This window comes from Arthrobacter sp. efr-133-R2A-63, from assembly GCF_030209795.1.
GTDB classification, from domain to species: domain Bacteria; phylum Actinomycetota; class Actinomycetes; order Actinomycetales; family Micrococcaceae; genus Arthrobacter; species Arthrobacter bambusae_A.
In genome coordinates this window covers 20,308-40,546 of record NZ_JARVRG010000057.1, presented here as the reverse complement: position 1 = coordinate 40,546, position 20,239 = coordinate 20,308, and the positions used below count along the sequence as shown (strand labels likewise).

Here is a 20,239-nt window from a genome sequence, read left to right as displayed (position 1 = left end):
AACCCGCTAAGGATGTGTGAGGTCTCTTCTCCTGCAGCCACGTCCAACCTCTCTTCATTGAATGTCTGGGCGCTTGCACTGTGGTGCGCGCTGAAACGTGCATAGAAATTTCGTATTGTGAGAATAAAATTCTGTAATTCGAGATTAGCCATGCGTTCGCCAAGCGTCAATCCAGCGCCGCGGAGACTAGTGCCCACGCGGCTCCATGGCCCCCATGCCGCCATTTGTGACCCCCTCGGGAGCGGACCCCTTGACCAAAGGTGACCTAGCTCATACAGTTATTTCACTATTCAATAACTAGATTCCACGATGCGAAAAGCTTTAACTCCTCTCACGGCGTCTCGGAACCCTAGTTGCAGCACCACAAAGAAGTGGAGATCCACGATGCAATCGACTCCCCCAGTCGGCGTCACAACGGCTCCGGAGCAGACCATCCTGCCAGGCAGTTCGGTCCATCCGTCCGTAGGAAATGAAACCCTCTGCGATGTAGCGTCCGTCGCAGCAGGCCGCGCCATCAGCCCCAGCCTCTATAACCTCGACCTCGCCCCCACCAAGAAGGAGGGCAGGCGCTGGACCAGCTACAGCATCTTCACCCTCTGGGCCAACGACGTTCACAGCCTTGGCAACTACGCTTTCGCGATCGGCCTCTTTTCGCTTGGCCTGGGCGGGTGGCAAATCCTCGTGGCCCTTGGCATCGGCGCGGTCTTGCTGTTCACCCTCTTGACCTTCTCCGGATTCATGGGCCAGAAGACCGGCGTCCCCTTCCCTGTGATGAGCCGGATCAGCTTCGGCATCCGGGGCGCCCAGCTGGCCAGCCTCGTCCGTGGCGCGGTGGCCATCGCGTGGTTCGGGATCCAGACCTACCTTGCCTCCGTGGTGCTCCGCGTGATGCTTGTCGCGATGTTCCCTGGCCTCAAGGACATGGACGCCAACTCGATCCTTGGGCTGTCCACGCTTGGCTGGATCGCCTTCGTCTCGCTCTGGATTGTCCAGTTGGTCATCGTCAGCTTCGGCATGGAAATGATCCGCAAGTACGAGGCCTTCGCCGGGCCCATCATTCTCGCCACCATGCTGGCCATTGCCATCTGGGTTTTCGTGGAGGCCGGGGGGGCCATCCAGTGGTCCGGCATCAAGGGCCTTGAAGGCGGCGAGATGTGGCGCACGATCTTTGCCGGCGGCGCCCTCTGGGTCTCCATCTACGGCACGTTCGTCCTGAACTTCTGCGACTTCACCCGGTCCTCGGTGTCCAAGAAGTCGATCGTCCGCGGCAACTTCTGGGGCATCCCCATCAACATGCTCCTCTTCGGCGCAATCGTGGTCATCATGGCCGGTGGCCAGTACAAGATCAACGGCAAGATCATTGAAAGCCCCTCGGACATCGTGCAGAGCATCCCCAACACGCTCTTCCTCGTCCTGGCCTGCCTTGCGTTGCTGATCCTGACCATCGCAGTGAACCTCATGGCGAACTTCGTTGCGCCTGTCTACGCGCTCACCAATCTCTTCCCCAAGCACCTGAACTTCCGCAAGGCAGCCTGGGTGAGCGGTACCATCGGCCTGATCATCCTGCCGTGGAACCTTTACAACAATCCCTTGGTGATCGTGTACTTCCTGGGTGGACTCGGCGCGCTGCTCGGCCCGCTGTTCGGCGTCGTCATGGCCGACTACTGGCTGGTGCGTCGCGGCAAGGTCAACATTCTTGACCTTTACACGGTCCATCCTTCGGGCACGTACTTCTACAAGCGCGGCGTCAACCCCCGGGCGATCGCCGCAATGGTTCCGGCCGCCGTCGTCGCCGTCCTGATCGCGTTCGTTCCCGCACTCGAGGCCGTGGCACCGTTCGCCTGGTTCTTCGGCGCTGGCATCGCAGCGCTGTGCTACTACGCCTTCGCGGACAAGAAGCAGCAGCACACCGACGTCTCAGGCGAGCCGATCGCCGTCGTCAGCAACCACTAATACTCACCTGACTCGCAGTTGTTGTCGTTTTCGCCCGTCAAAACGACAACAACTGCGAGTCAGTTGGGCGTACCAACCCTATCCAGGAGGAACACATGCGCATCCTCGTCGCAAACGTCAACACCACCCAATCCATGACCGACTCCATCGCAGCCCAGGCGCGGAGCGTCGCGGCTCCCGGCACCGAGATCATCGGCATCACCCCGCGGTTCGGCGCCGATTCCTGCGAAGGGAACTTTGAAAGCTACCTCGCCGCCATCGCCGTGATGGACCGCGTGGTCAACTACCCCGAACCGTTCGACGCCGTCATCCAGGCCGGCTATGGCGAGCACGGCCGCGAGGGACTCCAGGAGCTCCTCGACGTTCCGGTGGTCGACATCACCGAGGCCGCGGCCAGCACCGCGATGTTCCTCGGCCACAAATACTCCGTGATCACCACCCTGGACCGCGCGGTCCCGCTCATCGAAGACCGCCTCAAGCTCGCCGGGCTGGATGACCGCTGTGCCTCCGTCCGCGCGAGCGGCATGGCAGTGCTGGAACTCGAGGAATACCCGGACCGCGCAGTCGAAGCCATCGTGGAACAAGCTGAACGAGCCGTGCGTGACGACAAAGCGGAGGTCATCGTCCTCGGCTGCGGCGGGATGGCAGGACTCGACGACCAGATCCGCCAACGCTGCGGCGTTCCGGTGGTGGATGGTGTCGCGGCCGCGGTGACCATCGCCGAGTCGCTCGTCCGCCTGGGACTGTCCACGTCCAAGGTCCGGACCTACGCCACCCCGCGCCCCAAGACCGTCATAGGCTGGCCCCTGACCACCACGGACACGACGACGGCGGATGCTCCCGCCGCGCGCTGAGCCCGACAAACAGGAGGACCGCGTGAGCGAAACCATCCCTACCCGGCCCCGGGTCGCCGTCGTCACCGGAGCCGGCTCCGGGATCGGGCGGGCAGTTGCCCGGCTTCTGTTGGCGGAGGGCTACCGTGTTGCCCTTGCGGGACGGCGGGAAGCGCAGCTTCTGGAGACCGCTGACGGCCACCCTGCGGCGCTCGTGGTGCCGTGCGATGTCACAGTGCCCGACGACGTCGCGCGCCTTTTCGAAGCGGCCCGCCAACGCTGGGGGAGGGTTGATGTCCTGTTCAACAATGCGGGCATTTTCGGCCCCTCCGGCGGCGTGGACGAGATCAGCGTGGCCGATTGGAATGCCACGCTGTCCGTGAACGTCACAGGCTCCATGCTGTGCGCGGCCGAGGCCGTGCGGACCATGAAGTCCCAGGAACCGCAGGGCGGGCGCATCATCAACAACGGCTCCATCTCTGCCCATTCGCCGCGGCCATTGTCCGTCGCGTACACCGTGAGCAAGCACGCCATGAGCGGCCTGACCAAGAGCATTGAGCTGGACGGGCGTCCGTATGGCATTACCTGCGGGCAGATCGATATCGGCAACACCCGTACCGAGATCATGGACACCATCGGCGTGGGCTCGGGGGCGCTCCAGGCCGATGGAAGCAGGCGCGTGGAGCCGATGTTTCCCGTGGAGGATGCCGCCCGCGCGGTGCTCATGATGGCGAACATGCCGGCTTCGGCCAACGTCGGCTCCGTGGTGGTGACCGCGGCGGGGATGCCGTTCGTGGGCCGCGGCTAGAAGATCGACCAGCCCGTGCGGGTGGTGAACTCATCGAGAGCGGCAACGCCCGCGAGTGAATTCCCGGATCGCCCCAGGCCCGGGCTCCAGACGCAGATGGTGCATTTGTTGGGTACCACGGCCACAATGCCGCCGCCCACCCCGCTCTTGCCCGGGAGTCCCACGCGGTAGGCGAATTCGCCCGCGGCGTCGTAGGTCCCGCAGGTGAGCATCACGGCGTTGATTCTCTTGGTCTGGGACGGGGACAAAAGCGCCGTGCCGTTCCCGCGCAATCCGTTGTTGGCCAGAAACCTGCTCGCGAGGGCCAAGTCAGTGCAGCTCATTTCGAGCGCGCACTGGTCAATGTAGGCCTCGAGGACCGAGTCCACCGGGTTTTCGAGGTTTCCGTAGCTGGCCAGGAAGTGTGCCAGCGACGCGTTGCGGTGACTGTTCGCCGCTTCCGAGGCCGCCACCACCGGGTCGGCATCGATCGAGTTGTTGCCGCTTTCCTGCCGAAGCAATTCCCGGACGGGAGATGGCGAGCTCCCCACGATGCTGAGCAGCCTGTCGGTGACAACCAGGGCGCCGGCGTTGATGAACGGATTCCGCGGAATTCCGTCTTCGTGTTCCAGCTGCACCAGGGAATTGAACGGATTGCCGGAAGGCTCCCGGAACACCCGCTTCCAGATCCTGTCGCCATCCCCGGCCAGCACCAGGGCAAGGGCGTAGACCTTCGAAATGCTTTGGATGGAGAAAGGCACGTCAGCGTCTCCGGAGGCGAACACGTCGCCGTCGGAGGTTGCGACGGAAATGCCGAATTGCTGGGTATCCACCGCGGCCAGGCTTGGGATGTAGTCTGCAGGCGCTCCTTGACCGAGCAAGGGCTGGACCGTGCCGACGATGTCTTCAAGGAGATTCTGGAGATCCATGTTTCTTAGTTCCGTCCTTCGGAGTAGGTCCACAGCCTGAGCTGAAGATGAGCGAGCAGCCGTTGCTCTGCGGAGTGGAGGTCGATGCCCGCCACTTCGCACGCACGCCTCAGGCGGTAATGCACCGTATTCCGGTGGACGGCCAGTTCCTCCGCGCACCGGTTCACATCGCCGAAGAATTCAAGGTAGGTCAACAGCGTTGTGGCGAACTCGGGGTATCGGTTGCACAGCACGGTGGTGCCCCCGTGCCGAAGGTCGGTCCTCGATGCCAGAAGCTCCAGCAATTCCTTCGTCAAAACGGTTGTTTCCACGTCGGCATAGGACGCCACATGGATTAAGGGTGTGCTTTCCAGGACCTTCAATACACTGCGGACATGCTCCAGCGTGCCATGCAATGCGTCGAGGCGTTCGACCACGGGTCCGACGGCGGCCTGCACCTGGCAGTGCAGGTGGACCCTTGCATCCCGGACAATGAGGTTGATGAGGCGGTTGATGGCCGGCGGGGACTTCACTGGGTCAAGATCGGGAAGAATCATGGCTATTTCCAGGCCGATCGCTCCCACCACGGCACCTGGTCGGTAGGCCGCCGCATGGATCGATGCCACATTCGCCAGCTCGCCGCGCCGCAGTTGCAGGCCCGCTGCGGAATCGTCGTCGCCTTTGGCGGAAATCAGGACGAGCGCTGCCGGCTTGGATGGATCGATGCCCGCGGACTGTGCCTGGGAGTGGATCTGCGGAGTGCCGCTGAGCAGGCTGGAGATCCTGTCGCGCCGCAGTGCCTGGGACTGTTCGTTGCGGTGCCGGACCAGTTCTATCGCCGCGTGCCGTGCAGCTCCGACCATGAGCTGGTCCGTGTTGGGAGCGAGGGGTTCCTTCCCTTCTTGAAGCCAGATGTACCCCAGGATCCTGTTGCCCGCGTGGATACCGATGGCCACCCGTTCCCGTAGACCTTCTGTCGGGTTGGCTTCCATGTGGATGGGAGCTTCGGTCGCTTGCAGGTGCTTATAGACCCCGGACTCTTTCAACAGTTTTTGGTAGCGTTCGGGTCCACGCCGGGCCAGGATGGAGAGCCTGCGGAGTTCATCGACGTCGTTTGAGGCCGGTGAATACGCCAGGACGCGGTTTGCGGGATCCTCAATGACGACGTGGCCGTTGCTCAGAGTCGCCGTGGTCTGGGCGATCGCAAAGAGATCCCGGTGCATGATCGTGGACGCGTCCGTGGAAAGTGCTGGCTCCTGGATGCGGTCCTTGGCGATACTCTCCAGCGTGCCCCAGCTCATTGCGGGAGACACGGCAATCAGGCCGATTCCAGTGGGAAGCAGCACTTCCCGGACGGCGTCCAGTTCCTCCTCGCTTCCTTTGACCGCGACGGCGGCGGGGTAGTCCGGAATCAGCTTCCGGATGCTCGGCAGTGCCGCGCGACCCCGGACCCCGATCAGCAAGACCAAGCTCCCGCGTTGGACGGACGTCTCGTCCTCCGCGTCCACGATCACGGTTTCACGAACCGTGCCATTGTCCATTCCGGGAGGAACCAGCAGCTGCCCGTTGTCGACGCCGATGTCTTCAAGTATGTCGCTGAGCATGGCGCCAATGACATGCTCAGCAGATTCAAGGGGTGCCACCCGTATTCACTTCCTCTAAGCGGCTTAGCCGCGCTCACAGCCATGAACATTACTCGCACTCTGGCGGAACGAAGTTGTTATTGGCGCACAACGGGGATCCGGCGAATTTAGCTGGCCAGACAGTTCCTTCCCTTCCGCCGGAACCTAGAGTTGTTTTCCGTCCCTCCGCTGATGATCCAGCAGTGCAGCTGTGATCCAACACTCAAGCCGGGGGACAAGTTCTGGAGCATGCAGCCGCACCCGCGGAACCGGAGTCAAAGGAGACCCCTGGAATGAAACGCACACTGAACTCGCCTGCGCCGAGCCCGATCGCCGGAGCTCGGATTACCGGGCTTGATCCCGCTGATTCGCTGGAAAACAACCGGGAGATTCTTGGCGACCGTTCAACGTCGGCGCAGGACTTTTCGAGCGAGGAGGCCGGGTACCACAAGACGCTCAAACCACGGCAGATCCAAATGATAGCCATCGGGGGAGCGATCGGAACGGGCCTTTTCATGGGGGCAGGTGGCCGATTGAACGGTTCCGGCCCAGCCTTGATCTTCGTTTACGCCCTTTGTGGGTTCTTTGCATTCCTGATCCTGCGCGCCCTCGGCGAGCTGGTCCTCCACAGGCCATCCTCGGGTTCGTTCGTGTCCTATGCCAGGGAGTTTTACGGCGAGAAGATGGCCTATGCGGCCGGCTGGCTGTACTTCCTCAACTGGGCCATGACGTCGATTGTCGATGTCACGGCGGTGGCGCTTTACGTCAAGTTCTGGGGGCAATTCTGGGAGCCGCTGCAAACAATCCCGCAATGGCTTATCGCACTTTGCGCCCTTGTCGTTGTCCTGGCACTGAACCTCGTTTCCGTGAAGATCTTCGGTGAGATGGAATTCTGGTTCGCGCTGATCAAGGTGACCGCGCTGGTAGCCTTCCTCGTCGTCGGGGTCTGCTTCATCGTCTTTGGTGGGAAGACCGACATCGGCGTTCCAGGGCTGGGCGTGATCCTGGACCACGGCGGAGCTTTCCCGACCGGTGCCGTAGCACCCTTGCTGGCGATCAGCGGCGTCGTGTTCGCGTATGCCGCGATTGAACTTGTTGGTACGGCTGCAGGCGAAACTGCCAACCCGGAAAAGGTGATGCCCAAGGCCGTCAACACGGTCGTCTTCCGGATTGCGCTCTTCTATGTCGGTTCCGTGGTGCTGCTCTCGCTGCTCTTGCCGTTCACTGCGTACAAATCCGGCGAATCGCCCTTCGTCACGTTCTTTTCCCATCTCGGAGATCCCCATGCCGCGGCCGTTTCGGCATCGGTGATGAACTTCGTCGTCCTGACAGCGGCCTTGTCGAGCCTCAACGCCGGCCTCTATTCCACGGGCCGGATCTTGAGGTCGATGGCGGTCAATGGCTCCGCGCCACAGTTCACCGCCAGGATGAGCAAATCGGGGGTGCCGTTTGGCGGCATCCTGCTGACAGCCGTGATTACTCTGCTTGGCGTCGGCCTGAATGCCCTGGTCCCGTCCCAAGTATTCGAGATCGTTCTCGAGGTCTCTGCGATCGGAATCATCGGCGGCTGGGCAACCATCATCCTGTGCCACATCAGGCTTCAGGCCTGGGTCAGGCTCGGCAAGGCCGTTCGTCCGTCATTCCGGCTCTTCGGAGCCCCCTTCACCTCATACCTCACGCTCGCCTTCCTTGCCTTCGTTCTTGTCACGATGGGCTTCTCGGAGACGGGGCGCTGGGTCCTCGCTTCCCTTCTGCTCCTGATACCCCTGCTCATTGCCGGCTGGTTCGCTTGCCGCAAACGCATCCTGGAGGCAGCCGAGGCCCGGCACGGCCACACTGGCGACCTTCCCGTCGTCGCCGGTTCCTTCTCCCAGGGCGGCCAACGCTCCTGATGCACAACGAATTGATGGAAAGCGGAACCACTTTGCCCGGCACCACGCCCCGAAACAGTAGCGCCACCCTGACCACGGAAACCACTCCGACCAAGCGAAGGCACGTGAACAGCCAACCTCCAAGGCAGGACATCCGGACGCCTAGCAGCGCGTGGCGTTCGCGTGCTGACGCTTGGGAGTTTCTCGGGTACGCGTTCAAGCAGCTGGCAAAGGGCGGACCGGGAATGCAGTCGCGCTCCGGACTGCAGGACCAAGCCGTCCAGGCGCTGCGCCTTCTTCAGGCCATGGAACTGTATTGGGCGGCGCCGGGGCTCGCCGCGTTGGCGCCCCTACTGGACTGCATGGATTCGGGTGATTACGACGCCGGATTGGACATGATCCGCGGGATGGCCCACCTGATGCCTTCCGCGGGACCGGGACCAGCCGGTCCGCGCCCAGCCAGCCCGGGACCGGTCAGCCCGGACCGTGTCGGCCCGGAATCAGGGCAGCCCGGGGCGGAGCGCTCCATTCCGGGTGTTCAGGACGAAGATTCCCGGGAGCGACGGCCTGTAAGGGAGCGTCCCCGGTTCGAGGTCCTGTTCGTCGACGACATCACTGAAAAAGAAGCCGATGCGCTGAAGGCGGAATTGCTGGCCCAGCGGAGGCCGTCCGATGCCTTCACCTATGAACTCATCGTAGTTCCCAGCTACGAGGATGCGCTGGTTGCCTTGATCCTGAACCCAGCCATCCAAGCGTGCATTCTCCGCCCGGGATTCAGCATCGCCAGCAGCCAGCCGCTTGGCCGCGACCTGAGGAACTACCTTGCCTTCCTGGTGGGCCCTGAACTTGCCGGCATGCCACCGCTGGGCAGGTTCCTCAGCCTTGCCGAGCAGATCTCCGAATTACGCCCCGAACTGGATATGTACCTGGTAGCCGGTGTGGCCATGGAGAGCCTCGCGGGCTCCCTGACGAAGCGGTTCCGGCGGATTTTCCGCAGGCAGGACAATCTCGACCTGCACCTGTCGCTGTTGTCGGGTGTTGCCGAGCGCTACCGGACCCCGTTTTTCACCGCGCTGCAGGAATACAGTCGGCGGCCGGCCAGCGTCTTCCACGCCTTGCCGATCTCCCGCGGTGGCTCGGTGGGCAATTCGCCCTGGATCCGCGACATGGCCGATTTCTACGGCATGAACCTCCTCTTGGCCGAGACGTCCGCGACGTCGGGAGGCCTCGATTCGCTGTTGGATCCGCACGGATCGATCAAGGAGGCCCAAGACTTGGCGGCGCGGGCTTTCGGTTCCCAGAAAACCTTCTTCGTCACGAATGGAACGTCCACCGCCAACAAGATCGTCCATCAGTCCATCCTTGCTCCAGGAGATGTGGTCCTCGTCGACCGCAACTGCCACAAATCACATCACTACGCCTTCGTCCTCGCCGGAGCCCGGGTTTCCTACTTGGACGCCTACCCGCTGGACAAGTTCGCCTTCTACGGTGCCGTGCCCTTGGCCACGATCAAGGCCCGGTTGCTGGCCTACCGACGTGCGGGGCGCCTGGACGAAGTCAAGATGATCACACTGACCAACTGCACCTTCGACGGCATCGTCTATGACGTAGAACGCGTCATGGAAGAATGTCTCGCCATCAAACCGGACCTCGTCTTCCTTTGGGACGAGGCCTGGTTCGCCTTCGCCCGGTCCCACCCTGTCTTTCGGCGCAGGACGGCCATGGCCGCGGCGAGGAAGCTTGAGGCCTCATTCAGTGATCCCGGCTATGCCGCCAGGCACGCCGAACAAACGACATCGCTCCACGACCCGGTGACGGGCGCGCCCGCCGATGATGAACACTGGCTGAAGACCCGGCTTATTCCGGATCCAGCGAAAGCGCGGCTGCGCGTCTACGCCACGCAGTCCACCCACAAGACCCTCACCTCGCTACGTCAGGGATCCATGATCCATGTCTTCGACCAAGACTTCAGCGAGCATAACCAAGAGTCATTTCGCGAAGCATATATGACCCACACCTCCACGTCGCCCAACTATCAGATCCTTGCTTCGCTCGACATCGGGCGTCGCCAGGTGGAGCTTGAGGGCTTCGGGCTGGTTCAGAAACAGGCGGATCTGGCAACCATCGTTGCACAGGCAGTGGCCCGCCACCCCGTGCTGAAGAAATACTTCCGGGTCCTCACATCGAGGGACCTTATTGCGGCGCCCTATCGGGAAACCGGCAGTGCCATGCCGCTCCGGGATGGGCTGGCTGCACTGGCCGACGCCTGGCTGCACGACGAGTTCGTCGTCGACCCCAGCCGCCTCACGCTGGACATCAGCCGGACAGGGATCGACGGCGATACTTTCCGGCACAGGTACCTCGCCGACAAGCACGGCATCCAAGTCAACAAGACGTCCCGGAACACCGTGCTCTTCATGACCAACATCGGCACCTCCCGCAGCGCGGTCGCCTACCTGATCGAAGTCCTTGTCAAGCTGGCCGAGTCCTTCGAAGAGGAACAGCCGGCGCGGAAAACGGCAGACGAAGGTCTCGCCGCGGGCCTCACGGGAACCACTCCGCCGTTGCCCGATTTCAGCAGCTTCGCGGACCGCTACCGGTGCGATCCGCTCAGTCCGGATGGGGACATCCGTGCCGCCTATTTCGAGAGCTACAAGGATGGATCAACCACCTACCTGTCCGCCGGAGACCTCAAGGCCAGGATCGCGGAAGGCGAGGAAGTTGTTTCGGCCGGATTCGTCACACCCTACCCTCCGGGCTTCCCCATCCTGGTCCCGGGCCAGGTCATCTCCAGCCAGGCGCTGGAGTTCATGGAGGCTCTCGATACGCGGGAAGTCCACGGCTTCGACCCACTTCGTGGGTTCAGGATCTTCGCGGACAAGGCGGTCGAGGGCGCGCAGCACTGAATCCATGCATTCCACATTGTGAAATTTGAATTTCCCCTTGTGGAATCGTGTGAGCGGGATTACATTTGAAAACAACCCCGAAATCAGGGGCTGTTCCCAAACTGATTGGTTCAGATCAATGAAGATCCCAGACTCTGCGGCGCTGAAGGCGAGTTCGGCCCCGCGGAAGAAGAAGCCACTGTACAAGTCGCTCTTCTTCCAAATTCTGATCGCCGTCGTCGCAGGTGTACTCATCGGCCATTTCTGGCCGAACATCGGGTCCACCCTCCGGCCACTGGGCGATGGTTTCATTCAACTCATCAAGATGATCATCGCCCCGCTGATCTTCCTCGTGATCGTCACGGGCATCTCGGCAGTGGGCGACGTCAAGGCGGTCGGAAGAGTCGGGGTCAAGGCCCTCCTGTACTTAACCGGCGCCACGCTTTTCGCATTGGTCTTCGGCCTGATCGTCGGAAACCTTGTCCAGCCGGGTGCCGGACTCCATATCGATCCCAACTCACTTTCGCAGGATGCCCTGAAGGCCCAGACCGGGAATGCGGCGCCCAAGGATGCCGCTTCCTTCATCCTCGACGTGATCCCCACCAGCGTCATCGGAGCATTCGCGAACAATAGCCTGCTCCAGGTCCTCTTCTTCTCGGTCTTCTTCGGCGCGGCCATCGTCGTCATCGGGCGCGAGCGTTGCCTCCCGGTCATCAGCCTCATGGAAACCGTCCTGGAACTGGTCTTCAAGATCATGTCTTGGATCATGAAGGTGGCACCCATCGGCGCATTCGGTGCCATGGCGTACATCATCGGCCAGTACGGGCTTGACACGCTTGGGACCTACGCACTCCTCATCGCCTGTTGCTATGGGGCTGCCATAGTGTTCATCGCCCTGCTGTTCCTGGTGGCGTGGAGCTTTGCGAGGGTGCCGCTGTGGCAATTCCTGAAGTACACCCGGGAAGAGTTCCTCCTGGCACTCGGCACGGCATCCACGGAGTCTGTCCTCCCTCGCATCATGACCAAGCTGACGAACGCCGGCTGCTCACGGGCCACCACCGGTTTGGTGGTCCCCACCGGCTACTCGTTCAACCTCGACGGCGCCGCGATCTACCTCTCGATTTCCCTGCTGTTCCTGGCCCAGGCCTTCGGCCACCACCTGGACCTCGGCCAGCAGTTGGCGGCCCTGGGTGTCCTGCTCTTGACGTCCAAGGGCATGGCGGGCGTACCAGGCTCCTCGTTTCTGGCACTCTCCGCAACGGCGGCTGCACTTGGCATCTTCCCGGTTGCCGGCGTCGCCCTGCTCCTGGGTGCCGACCGGCTCATGGACTCCATGCGCGTCGTCGTGAACCTCATGGGCAACTGCGTGGCCACGTTTGTGGTGGCTAAATGGGAGGGCCAGTTTGACCGCGACGTCATGGTCCGCGCCTTCCGGGGCGAAATCACCAACGAGGACTCCGCCATCATGCTCGGCGCCGTGGACGTGTTCGAAGCGCAGGAACTCGAACGGATCAGCGAAGGACGCGAACCCTCCCCGAAGTTCAGTGGCGGCCCGAATCCCGATGCGGTTCCGCAGTTCGAGATGAGCAAGCCCGGCCAGCACCAGAGTCCCTCCGTCAGCCCGGACTGAGCACCACGCGCCATCCGCAAGAGATCGCCCCACGGCGCTCCCGTGGGGCGATCTGTTTGCTTAGGGGCTTGCGAAAAGCGGTAGTAGCTCCGCCAAGTCCGCGCGCAGGCCCGACGCGGCTACCCGGCCGGCGTCGACGGCTGCGGACCACGCCAAACGGCCGGTGACCATCGCGAGCCAGGTGCCGGCGTCGCACTCTATGACGTTGGGTGGGGTGCCCCGCGTGTGCCGCGGGCCCTCCACGCACTGCGTAACGCCGAACGGCGGGACCCTGACTTCCACCGAATTGCCCGGGGCCCGGGCGGTCAGTTCTTCCAGCGAGTAACGCACCGCCGTGGCCAGCACGGCGCGCGACGGCGACATCCCCGGCCCGGCTTCTTGTCCCGCAGTGTCCTGCCCGACGGCGGCCTGCCATGCGGCGAGTGCCGCGCGGCCTTCCTCAAGGTCGATCCGGCGTCGTGCAATTGCCATGGTCAGTAGTTCCAATCAGTCCAGCAGCGCCGAAACGGCATGGCCGAGGCGGATCCTGCCCACCGAGTGGCCGCCGCCGAGGACGGGCTCCACGACTTTTTCGAGCACGCTTGACACGCCGGGAATGTCCACAGCGCCGGCAACAGCCAGAAGCGTGAGCCCGACCAGAGTGGCCGCGCGGGGATTCCCGTCGAGGATCTTCACTGCGACAGAGGCGCCTGTGGGGGTTGCCAAGACCAGGACGCCTTCCGCGCCGCCCTTGGCGAGCACTTCGAGTTCGTCCATGACGATGGTGTTCGCCTCGCCGCGGCCTTGCACTGCCCACGGGTAGTCCAGCATGGACGTGGCAATGGTGGCCGCGCGGGCGTTGGAGCTCTGGTCCCGCGGGGCCCGGGCCAAGCGTGAATAGGCCCGAGCCAGCCCGGTCAGGGAAATCGCGGCGACGGGTGCACCGCAGCCATCGATGCCCAAGTGGGCGATTTTCTCGTCGCTGTATTCCTCGATCACGGACCGCACGCGCTGCTGCAACGGATGGTTGGGCTCCAGGTAACTGTGGGTGTCCCAGCCGTTCTCGGTGCAGGCCCAAAGGAACGCTGCATGCTTGCCTGAGCAATTGAAGGCCAGTTTGGACTTGCCATGCTCTGAACGGATCAGCCAATTGCGGGCGACCTCGTCCTGCGGCCATGCCGGGGGGCATTGCAGTTGCTCTTCCCGGACGCCGGCCGCCTTCAGCATGCCTTCCACCACGTCCATGTGGTCCAGCGAGCCCACATGGCTGGCGCAGGCCAAAGCCACCTGGGCGCCGCGGAGCGGTACGCCCGACTGCATTGACGCGAGGGCCTGGAAAGGCTTGAGCGCGGAGCGGGCGTAGATGGGCGTGGTGATGTCGCCGAGCCGGGTCACAACGGAGCCGTCAGCGGAAAGAACCACGGCGGAACCGATATGGCGCGATTCGATGAAGCCGCTGCGCTCGATCACTGCCAGTTCGACGGCGGACTCAACGCTGAAGGTTTCATGCGAACTCAAGGGCATGATGCAAGTCTAGGGTGAAGAAACCGTCTTCCCGGGCTACTCCACGGTCACCATGACGGACTGCCATCCCGAGGCGCCGTCAGGCACGGGATCCGCCCGCTTTTCAGTCTGCAGTTCGCCTGTTCCGTCGGTGGCCCGGACCTTGATGTAGTGGGGTCCGGGAGTGGCGTCCCAGTTGTAGGACCACTGGCGCCACGTCACAACAGACGCCTCCGCGGCAAGGGTGGCTTCCGCCCACGGGCCGTTGTCGATCTGGATCTCCACCTTCTTGATGCCACGGGTCTGGGCCCAGGCCGTGCCACCCAACGCGACCCTGCCGGCCGGAACCCTGGCGAAGGACTTGGGCACTTCCACGCGGGCCATGGTCTTGATCGGACCCCGCTCGGACCAGCCACGGGTGGTCCAATAGGCTTTGCTGTCGGCGAATCGGGTGACTTCCAGGTCAACCACCCATTTGGTTGCGGAGACGAAGCCGTAGAGGCCGGGAACCACCATGCGCACGGGGTAGCCGTGCTCCAGCGGGAGGGGTTCGCCGTTCATGCCGATGGCCAGGATGGCGTCCCTCCCGTCCTGGAGCACCTCCAGAGGAGTGGAGGCGCTGTAGCCGTCGATCGAGGTGGAGAGGACCATGTCCGCTCCGGGCTTTGGCCGGGCCTGTTTGAGCGCATCGCGGATGGGCATGCCCAACCATTTGGCGTTGCCGGCCAGGTTTCCGCCCACGGGGTTGGACACGCAAGTGAGCGATACGTGGGTTTCTATCAGTTGGGCGTCGAGCAGATCCTGAAAGCTCAGCCGGACCTCTTGTTCCACCAGTCCGTGGATTCGCAGTTCCCAATCCTGGACGTTGATTTCCGGCACGCTCAAGGCGGTGTCGATCCTGTAGAAGTCCTTGGCCGGGGTGAGCCAGGGGGTGACTCCCGCCGTCGGGGACTGGACGCCCGCGGGGACCGGAGCAGCCGCCCGGGCCGGAGCTGGAAGTTTCAGCGAATCCCGTGCCTTCGCCACATTGCTGCGCGCGGCGCTGAGGAACCGGCCGCCGCCGGCAGCGATGGCCGCTGCGGCAACGGTAATGCCGGTAGCGGCGAAGAAGGTTCGGCGCGTGGTGGCGGGACGTTCGAGGCCTTTGGCGGCGGTGTCGGCCGGGGCGTCAGGGAAGGACCGCAGGCGCCAGAGCCGGGCCACCAAGAAGCGGAGCACGATGAGTCCGGCCACTGTCCCGATCAGGCTCGGTATGGAATCCACGGGCTTCACGCTGGCCCGGGTCACCACGGCACCCACAATCACTGCGCCCATGCCCAGCACGCCCAACACGCCCAGGGCCCAATTGCGAAAGGCAACGACGCCCAGCACGCATGCGAGCACGAAGATGGTCAGGCCCATGCCGACGAACAGGGCGGCTTTGTCATTGGTCCCGAAAGTAGTGACGGCGAAGTCCTTCATCCACGGCGGCGTGAAGTCGATGAACGTAGAACCCAGCGCAATCACGGGAGTAGCCCGGGCCGTGAAGAAGGCGCCGATCAGTTCCGCAACGGAAAGTACGACGGCGGCGGCGGCCACCCCGGCCAGTGCAGCCAATACGGTGGGTCCCCTGAGCCAGTTCCTGAGCTTCTTCATGCAGGTTGTTCGTAGCCGGGAGCCCCCGGGATGGGTTGGACATGCTCCGTCTTGGTGCTCAGGGCCCAGGAGTGGACATGTTCCGCGTTGGTGCTCAGGAGTGGACATATCAGTGTTATGCCCGTTGCTCGTAGCGAAGGGTGGGCATGTCCGGTGGTGTCCGCTGGTGGAGGCAGCAGAAGAAGGGGCATGTCCGGTGGTGGAGACAGCTTAGGAGTCCTGCCCCCGCACAAAGTACCCTTGAAGACTGTGAAGGTACTCGTCATTGGCCCCGGCGGCCGCGAACACGCAATTGTCCGCTCCTTGCTCAAGGATCCCAACGTTTCCGAGGTCCACGCGGCTCCAGGAAACGCGGGCATCGCCAAGCTGGTCCCCACGTACGCGATCGACGGGAACAACCCCGGCGCCGTCGCTGCGCTTGCTGCAAAGCTCGCGGTTGACCTGGTTGTTGTCGGACCGGAGGCTCCGCTCGCGGCAGGCGTATCCGATGCTGTCCGCGAAACCGGCATTCCGGTCTTTGGCCCCAGCAAGGCCGCTGCGCAGCTCGAAGCCTCCAAAGCGTTCGCCAAGGAAGTCATGGCCGAAGCCGGCGTGCCCACCGCCATGGCCCGCGTGGCAACAAACGCCGCAGAGGCTGCTGACGCGCTGGACACTTTCGGCGCTCCGCATGTCGTCAAGGATGACGGATTGGCCGCAGGAAAGGGCGTCGTGGTCACCAATGACCGCGAGGAAGCACTCGCCCACGCCCAGGCATGTTTCGACGCCGGTGGAACCGTGGTGATCGAGGAGTTCCTCGACGGACCCGAGGTTTCCCTGTTCGTGCTGTGCGACGGCCGCACCACGGTGCCGCTGTCCCCGGCGCAGGACTTCAAGCGGATCTTCGACAATGACGAAGGCCCCAACACCGGTGGCATGGGCGCTTACACCCCTCTCGACTGGGCACCTGTTGGCCTGGTCCAGGAAGTCATCGACCGCGTCGCCCAGCCCACCGTGGACGAGATGGCCAGCCGCGGAACTCCGTTCGTCGGCGTCCTCTACTGCGGCCTTGCCCTGACTTCCCGCGGCACGCGCGTCATCGAATTCAACGTCCGCTTCGGCGATCCCGAAACGCAGGCCGTCCTGGCCCGGCTCAAGACCCCTCTCGGTGCCCTCATGCTGGCAGCCGCGAAGGGCGAACTGGACCAGGCCGAAGAGCTGCGCTGGTCGAAGGAGTCGGCCGTCGCCGTCGTCGTCGCCGCTGAAAACTACCCGGACGCACCCCGCACCGGGGACCGCATCCGCGGCCTGAACAAGGTAGACGCGCTGGAAGGCGTCCACGTCATCCACGCCGGCACCAAGCTGGACGAAGAAGGCCGGATTGTCTCCGCCGGGGGCCGCGTGCTGGCCGTTGTGGCGTTGGGAACGGACCTCGTGGAGGCCCGCGAGCGGGCGTACGACGGCGTGGAGCTGGTCCAGCTCGACGGCGGACAGTTCCGTACCGATATCGCCGGCAAGGCAGCCCGCGGCGAGATCCATGTGGTCTCCCCGGCCACCGGCTCCATCCCGAATGTGAAGGCCTGAACCATGCCCGAAAGCAACGCCAACGGCCTGCAGACCGAGACCCTTGACCTCCCGGGGTGGAAGCACTTCTACTCGGGCAAAGTCCGCGACCTCTACGTTCCGGCCGATGATCTCGAGGGGGCCGCGTCTGGCCAGGACCGCGTGCTGGTGGTGGCGAGCGACCGAATCAGCGCCTACGACCACGTCTTGAGCAGCGAGATCCCGGACAAGGGCCGGGTACTCACCCAGCTGAGCCTGTGGTGGTTCGAACAGCTTGGCGTGGAGCACCACGTCCTGGCATCCACGGCCGCCGAGGGAGTGCCCACGGAAGTCGAGGGCCGCGCGATGATCTGCAAACGGTTGGAGATGTTCCCCGTGGAATGCATCGCGCGCGGGTACCTCACTGGCTCAGGCCTGGCCGAGTACCGCCAATCGGGCACGGTCTGCGACATCCCCCTCCCGGAAGGCCTGGTTGACGGCTCGCGCCTTGATCACGCCATCTTCACGCCTTCTGCCAAGGCTGAAGTCGGCGAGCACGACGAGAACATCACCTACGACGACGTCGTCGCGATGGTGGGCGACGATATCGCCGCGCGCCTGAGCGAACTCACTTTGAAGATCTACACCCGAGCGGAAGAGATCGCCCGGGGCCGAGGCATCATCCTGGCCGACACGAAGGTTGAGTTCGGCATCGACGTCACCACGGGCGTCATCACCCTGGGCGATGAGGTCCTCACGCCGGATTCCTCACGTTTCTGGGACGCGTCCACGTACGAGCCAGGCAAGGCGCAGCCGTCGTTCGACAAGCAGTTTGTGCGTGACTGGCTGACTTCCGCTGAATCGGGCTGGGACCGCTCAAGTGACGCCCCGCCGCCCGCGCTGCCGGCCGACGTCGTCGAGAAGACGCGTGCCCGCTATGTCGAGGCCTACGAGAAGCTGACCGGGCGGACTTTCGTCTGACTCGCAGTTGTTGTCGTTTAGACGCGTCTAAACGACAACAACTGCGAGGTAGTTGGGTTCGCTAGCTTGCGCGGGAAGACTGCGCGCTGCCGCCATGGCCCGACGCCGCCCGACGTTCCGCGAGTCGGATCTCCAGCACGGAGTCCATGGCCTGCTGGACGCGGTCTGCCGCTCCGGCAGCAGTGAAGTCGCGTTGGGCTTCTTCGAGATGGACCAGTGCGTCGGTGTTTTCACCGGCGGCCTTGAGGGCCTTGCCGAGGAGGAAAGCGACTTCGCCTGCGGTGTGCCGGGCGAGGACGTCGCGGTCCGCGTGGATTTCACGCAACTTGGTGATGGCGGCAGGGATGTCGCCCGTCAGGTAGAGCCAGCGGGCGCGGATGAAGGCGACTTCCAGCTGGTCGGTCTTGTTTCCGCCAACAATCGACAGGGCGAGTTCGGCACGTTCGATGGCCGAGAGCGTCTCCGGCTCCACGATTCCCGAGGAGAGCCGGACTGCCGCCGATGCCTTGTTGAAGCGCGCCCACAGCTCAATATCATTGGCGGGGGAGAGCAGCTTCGCGGCACGCTCGTGATGCTTGATGCCTTCCACGTAGTCGTGCCGCATGAAGGCCACGTTTCCCACCACCCAGGCCACTTCTCCTGCGAGCTGCGACATCGAATGGTCGTCCATCTGGTTGTTCATTGCCTGGCAATACGTCCAGGCCTCGTCCAACCTGCCGCTCTCGGCCAATGCTCCGATCAGCGCCCGGTGCGCACCGATGATCAACGTTGAGCCTTTGGGCAGCTGCTCGGACAACCTCACGGCTTCCTTGGCGTGCTCGACGGCGGTGGCCAGCTGCCCTTGTCCGTGGCAGACAGCGGCAAGCATCTGCCGGGCACGGACGCCCAGGCCGGCGGATTCCGTAGCCATGGGATGTTCCAGGAGATGCTGGATGATCTGCTGGCATTCCTTCAACTGCCCTTGCTTCATGAGGCATTCCGCCTGCATGTAGGTCATGTTCCACCAGGCGCTGGTGTTCTTTGCCTCGAGAGCGATTTGGGCGGCGGTTGAGGCATGGCTTGCGGCAAGCGGGTAGTCCCTGAGGTCCCAGGCTTGCCGGGCGTACAGCCCCGCGAGCACGTATTCGGCGTCACTGACGGATACGGGCTGGCTCCAGGCTTCCAGGGCTTTTGGTGCCAGTTCCAGGCGGCGGGCGAGTTCTTCAATGACTTCGGCCGTGGGCTCCCGCCGGCCGGTTTCGAGAAGTGAAATGTAGCTGGGTGAGTAAAGGTCCCTGCCCAATTCAGCCTGGGTCAGCCCACGTTCGAGCCGTTCGGCACGGAGCTTTTCTCCGAATCCGTTCCCCACAGGTTCCTCCTAGAGGCTTGTCTTTGCGCTGTCTTTACGCCTAAAGCTTGACAGTCGCTGTGGAAAACATTTTACAATGAATGTCAACAGGGACCGCGTAATTTCCGTAACGAATCCGACTCGCATTGAGGAAAAATTATGTTGAAGAAGATTGCTGCAGCAGTGGCCTTGGCCGGCGCTCTTGCATTCTCCGCCGCGGCGCCAGCCGTGGTTTCCGCAGCCCCTGTGGCAGACACCGTCAGCACGGTGCTCAGCATTGGTAACTGGCCTGACCCGATGAGGGTCTCGCAGGCTATCGGTAACTGGCCGGACCCGATGGGCGTGGTCTCCCAAGCTATCGGTAACTGGCCTGATCCCATGCGGGTCTCGCAGGCTATCGGTAACTGGCCCGATCCCGTGTAGGTGAGGCCCGACGGCGGCTCCCGGAGGTCCTGGTAGCCGCTGGATAATTCAAATGAAGTGAAGAAGTCCCCGGTTGTCGGAAATCGACACACCGGGGATTTCTTTTGCGCGACGAGCCGCCCGGGCCGTGATATATCCCCCGAGTCATTGTGTCGGGGTTGTTAACAACACTTGTCTCTAAACCCTGGGCAGCTGAGGAAAACCGGTCAGGGGAATGTTTTTTGAGATTTTCGGGAGGACGGAAAGGCTCGTTAAATAAAGTAGAAGGCCTTCCGAGTGGAAGGCCTTCTACCATTTGGTCGGGATGACAGGATTTGAACCTGCGACCTCTTCGTCCCGAACGAAGCGCGCTACCAAGCTGCGCTACATCCCGATCCGCTGCGA

15 protein-coding genes and 1 tRNA gene are annotated in these 20,239 nt (G+C 63.2%); 9 read left to right on the top strand and 7 right to left on the bottom strand.

Annotated elements, in window-relative coordinates; genetic code table 11:
- Nucleotides 1-384 precede the first annotated feature (384 nt).
- The 3 genes from QRN45_RS20835 (at nucleotide 385) to QRN45_RS20825 (ending at nucleotide 3,594) form a co-directional block, all read left to right on the top strand.
- Nucleotides 385-1,953 (top strand): NCS1 family nucleobase:cation symporter-1, encoded by a 1,569-nt coding sequence (locus tag QRN45_RS20835; protein ID WP_284764557.1) that lies wholly within the window; start codon nucleotides 385-387, stop codon nucleotides 1,951-1,953.
- Between the two features lie 95 nt (nucleotides 1,954-2,048).
- Nucleotides 2,049-2,807 (top strand): aspartate/glutamate racemase family protein, encoded by a 759-nt coding sequence (locus QRN45_RS20830; RefSeq protein ID WP_284764555.1) that lies wholly within the window; start codon nucleotides 2,049-2,051, stop codon nucleotides 2,805-2,807.
- Nucleotides 2,808-2,829: 22 nt separating this feature from the next.
- A complete protein-coding gene (locus tag QRN45_RS20825; RefSeq protein WP_241710378.1) occupies nucleotides 2,830-3,594 on the top strand; it encodes an SDR family oxidoreductase in 765 nt (254 codons plus the stop codon).
- Here QRN45_RS20825 and QRN45_RS20820 read toward each other — a convergent pair.
- Complete coding sequence (locus QRN45_RS20820) at nucleotides 3,591-4,502, bottom strand: glutaminase (RefSeq protein ID WP_264636948.1); 912 nt, start codon at nucleotides 4,500-4,502, stop codon at nucleotides 3,591-3,593. The genes QRN45_RS20825 and QRN45_RS20820 overlap by 4 nt on opposite strands.
- A gap of 5 nt (nucleotides 4,503-4,507) precedes the next feature.
- Entirely contained in the window at nucleotides 4,508-6,124 is a 1,617-nt protein-coding gene (locus tag QRN45_RS20815; protein ID WP_241710380.1) for a PucR family transcriptional regulator, read from the bottom strand.
- A gap of 272 nt (nucleotides 6,125-6,396) precedes the next feature.
- Between QRN45_RS20815 and QRN45_RS20810 the strand changes: the two genes are divergently transcribed.
- From QRN45_RS20810 to QRN45_RS20800, 3 genes are all read left to right on the top strand, one after another.
- The gene (locus QRN45_RS20810; RefSeq protein ID WP_241710381.1) at nucleotides 6,397-7,995 is read left to right on the top strand and encodes an amino acid permease; all 1,599 of its coding nucleotides are present in this window, start codon (nucleotides 6,397-6,399) and stop codon (nucleotides 7,993-7,995) included.
- Between the two features lie 104 nt (nucleotides 7,996-8,099).
- Nucleotides 8,100-10,880 (top strand): aminotransferase class I/II-fold pyridoxal phosphate-dependent enzyme, encoded by a 2,781-nt coding sequence (locus QRN45_RS20805; RefSeq protein WP_284764552.1) that lies wholly within the window; start codon nucleotides 8,100-8,102, stop codon nucleotides 10,878-10,880.
- A 118-nt stretch (nucleotides 10,881-10,998) separates the two neighbouring features.
- The gene (locus QRN45_RS20800) at nucleotides 10,999-12,489 is read left to right on the top strand and encodes a cation:dicarboxylate symporter family transporter (protein ID WP_284764550.1); all 1,491 of its coding nucleotides are present in this window, start codon (nucleotides 10,999-11,001) and stop codon (nucleotides 12,487-12,489) included.
- A gap of 60 nt (nucleotides 12,490-12,549) precedes the next feature.
- On the opposite strand, the gene QRN45_RS20795 is transcribed toward QRN45_RS20800, so the two are convergent.
- From QRN45_RS20795 to QRN45_RS20785, 3 genes are read right to left on the bottom strand one after another with little or no spacing between them, the layout of a single operon-like run.
- A complete protein-coding gene (locus QRN45_RS20795) occupies nucleotides 12,550-12,960 on the bottom strand; it encodes a sterol carrier family protein (RefSeq protein ID WP_284764548.1) in 411 nt (136 codons plus the stop codon).
- A 15-nt stretch (nucleotides 12,961-12,975) separates the two neighbouring features.
- Nucleotides 12,976-13,992, bottom strand: coding sequence for an asparaginase (locus QRN45_RS20790; protein WP_241710384.1), 1,017 nt, complete (start codon nucleotides 13,990-13,992; stop codon nucleotides 12,976-12,978).
- Between the two features lie 36 nt (nucleotides 13,993-14,028).
- The gene (locus tag QRN45_RS20785; RefSeq protein WP_284764546.1) at nucleotides 14,029-15,606 is read right to left on the bottom strand and encodes a molybdopterin-dependent oxidoreductase; all 1,578 of its coding nucleotides are present in this window, start codon (nucleotides 15,604-15,606) and stop codon (nucleotides 14,029-14,031) included.
- Nucleotides 15,607-15,855: 249 nt separating this feature from the next.
- Between QRN45_RS20785 and purD the strand changes: the two genes are divergently transcribed.
- Both purD and QRN45_RS20775 read left to right on the top strand, forming a co-directional pair.
- Nucleotides 15,856-17,166, top strand: a complete 1,311-nt coding sequence (gene purD, locus QRN45_RS20780; protein WP_241710396.1) for a phosphoribosylamine--glycine ligase — start codon at nucleotides 15,856-15,858, stop codon at nucleotides 17,164-17,166.
- 3 nt (nucleotides 17,167-17,169) lie between these two features.
- Nucleotides 17,170-18,105, top strand: a complete 936-nt coding sequence (locus tag QRN45_RS20775; protein ID WP_241710386.1) for a phosphoribosylaminoimidazolesuccinocarboxamide synthase — start codon at nucleotides 17,170-17,172, stop codon at nucleotides 18,103-18,105.
- Between the two features lie 61 nt (nucleotides 18,106-18,166).
- Here the strand turns inward: QRN45_RS20775 and QRN45_RS20770 are convergent, their stop codons facing one another.
- A complete protein-coding gene (locus QRN45_RS20770) occupies nucleotides 18,167-19,453 on the bottom strand; it encodes a helix-turn-helix domain-containing protein (protein ID WP_078107616.1) in 1,287 nt (428 codons plus the stop codon).
- 138 nt (nucleotides 19,454-19,591) lie between these two features.
- On the opposite strand from QRN45_RS20770, the gene QRN45_RS20765 reads away from it, so the two are divergent.
- Entirely contained in the window at nucleotides 19,592-19,855 is a 264-nt protein-coding gene (locus QRN45_RS20765) for a hypothetical protein (RefSeq protein ID WP_059389476.1), read from the top strand.
- Between the two features lie 296 nt (nucleotides 19,856-20,151).
- Here the strand turns inward: QRN45_RS20765 and QRN45_RS20760 are convergent.
- Nucleotides 20,152-20,228, bottom strand: a tRNA-Pro gene (locus QRN45_RS20760).
- Nucleotides 20,229-20,239 lie beyond the last annotated feature (11 nt).

What these genes read in the sequence shown, in the direction of transcription:
- QRN45_RS20795 (WP_284764548.1), bottom strand. Translation starts at nt 12,960, where the DNA reads ATGGCAATTGCACGACGCCGGATCGACCTTGAGGAAGGCCGCGCGGCA.
- QRN45_RS20800 (WP_284764550.1), top strand. Translation starts at nt 10,999, where the DNA reads ATGAAGATCCCAGACTCTGCGGCGCTGAAGGCGAGTTCGGCCCCGCGG.
- QRN45_RS20790 (WP_241710384.1), bottom strand. Translation starts at nt 13,992, where the DNA reads ATGCCCTTGAGTTCGCATGAAACCTTCAGCGTTGAGTCCGCCGTCGAA.
- QRN45_RS20775 (WP_241710386.1), top strand. Translation starts at nt 17,170, where the DNA reads ATGCCCGAAAGCAACGCCAACGGCCTGCAGACCGAGACCCTTGACCTC.
- QRN45_RS20835 (WP_284764557.1), top strand. Translation starts at nt 385, where the DNA reads ATGCAATCGACTCCCCCAGTCGGCGTCACAACGGCTCCGGAGCAGACC.
- QRN45_RS20820 (WP_264636948.1), bottom strand. Translation starts at nt 4,502, where the DNA reads ATGGATCTCCAGAATCTCCTTGAAGACATCGTCGGCACGGTCCAGCCC.
- QRN45_RS20765 (WP_059389476.1), top strand. Translation starts at nt 19,592, where the DNA reads ATGTTGAAGAAGATTGCTGCAGCAGTGGCCTTGGCCGGCGCTCTTGCA.
- QRN45_RS20830 (WP_284764555.1), top strand. Translation starts at nt 2,049, where the DNA reads ATGCGCATCCTCGTCGCAAACGTCAACACCACCCAATCCATGACCGAC.
- QRN45_RS20810 (WP_241710381.1), top strand. Translation starts at nt 6,397, where the DNA reads ATGAAACGCACACTGAACTCGCCTGCGCCGAGCCCGATCGCCGGAGCT.
- QRN45_RS20785 (WP_284764546.1), bottom strand. Translation starts at nt 15,606, where the DNA reads ATGAAGAAGCTCAGGAACTGGCTCAGGGGACCCACCGTATTGGCTGCA.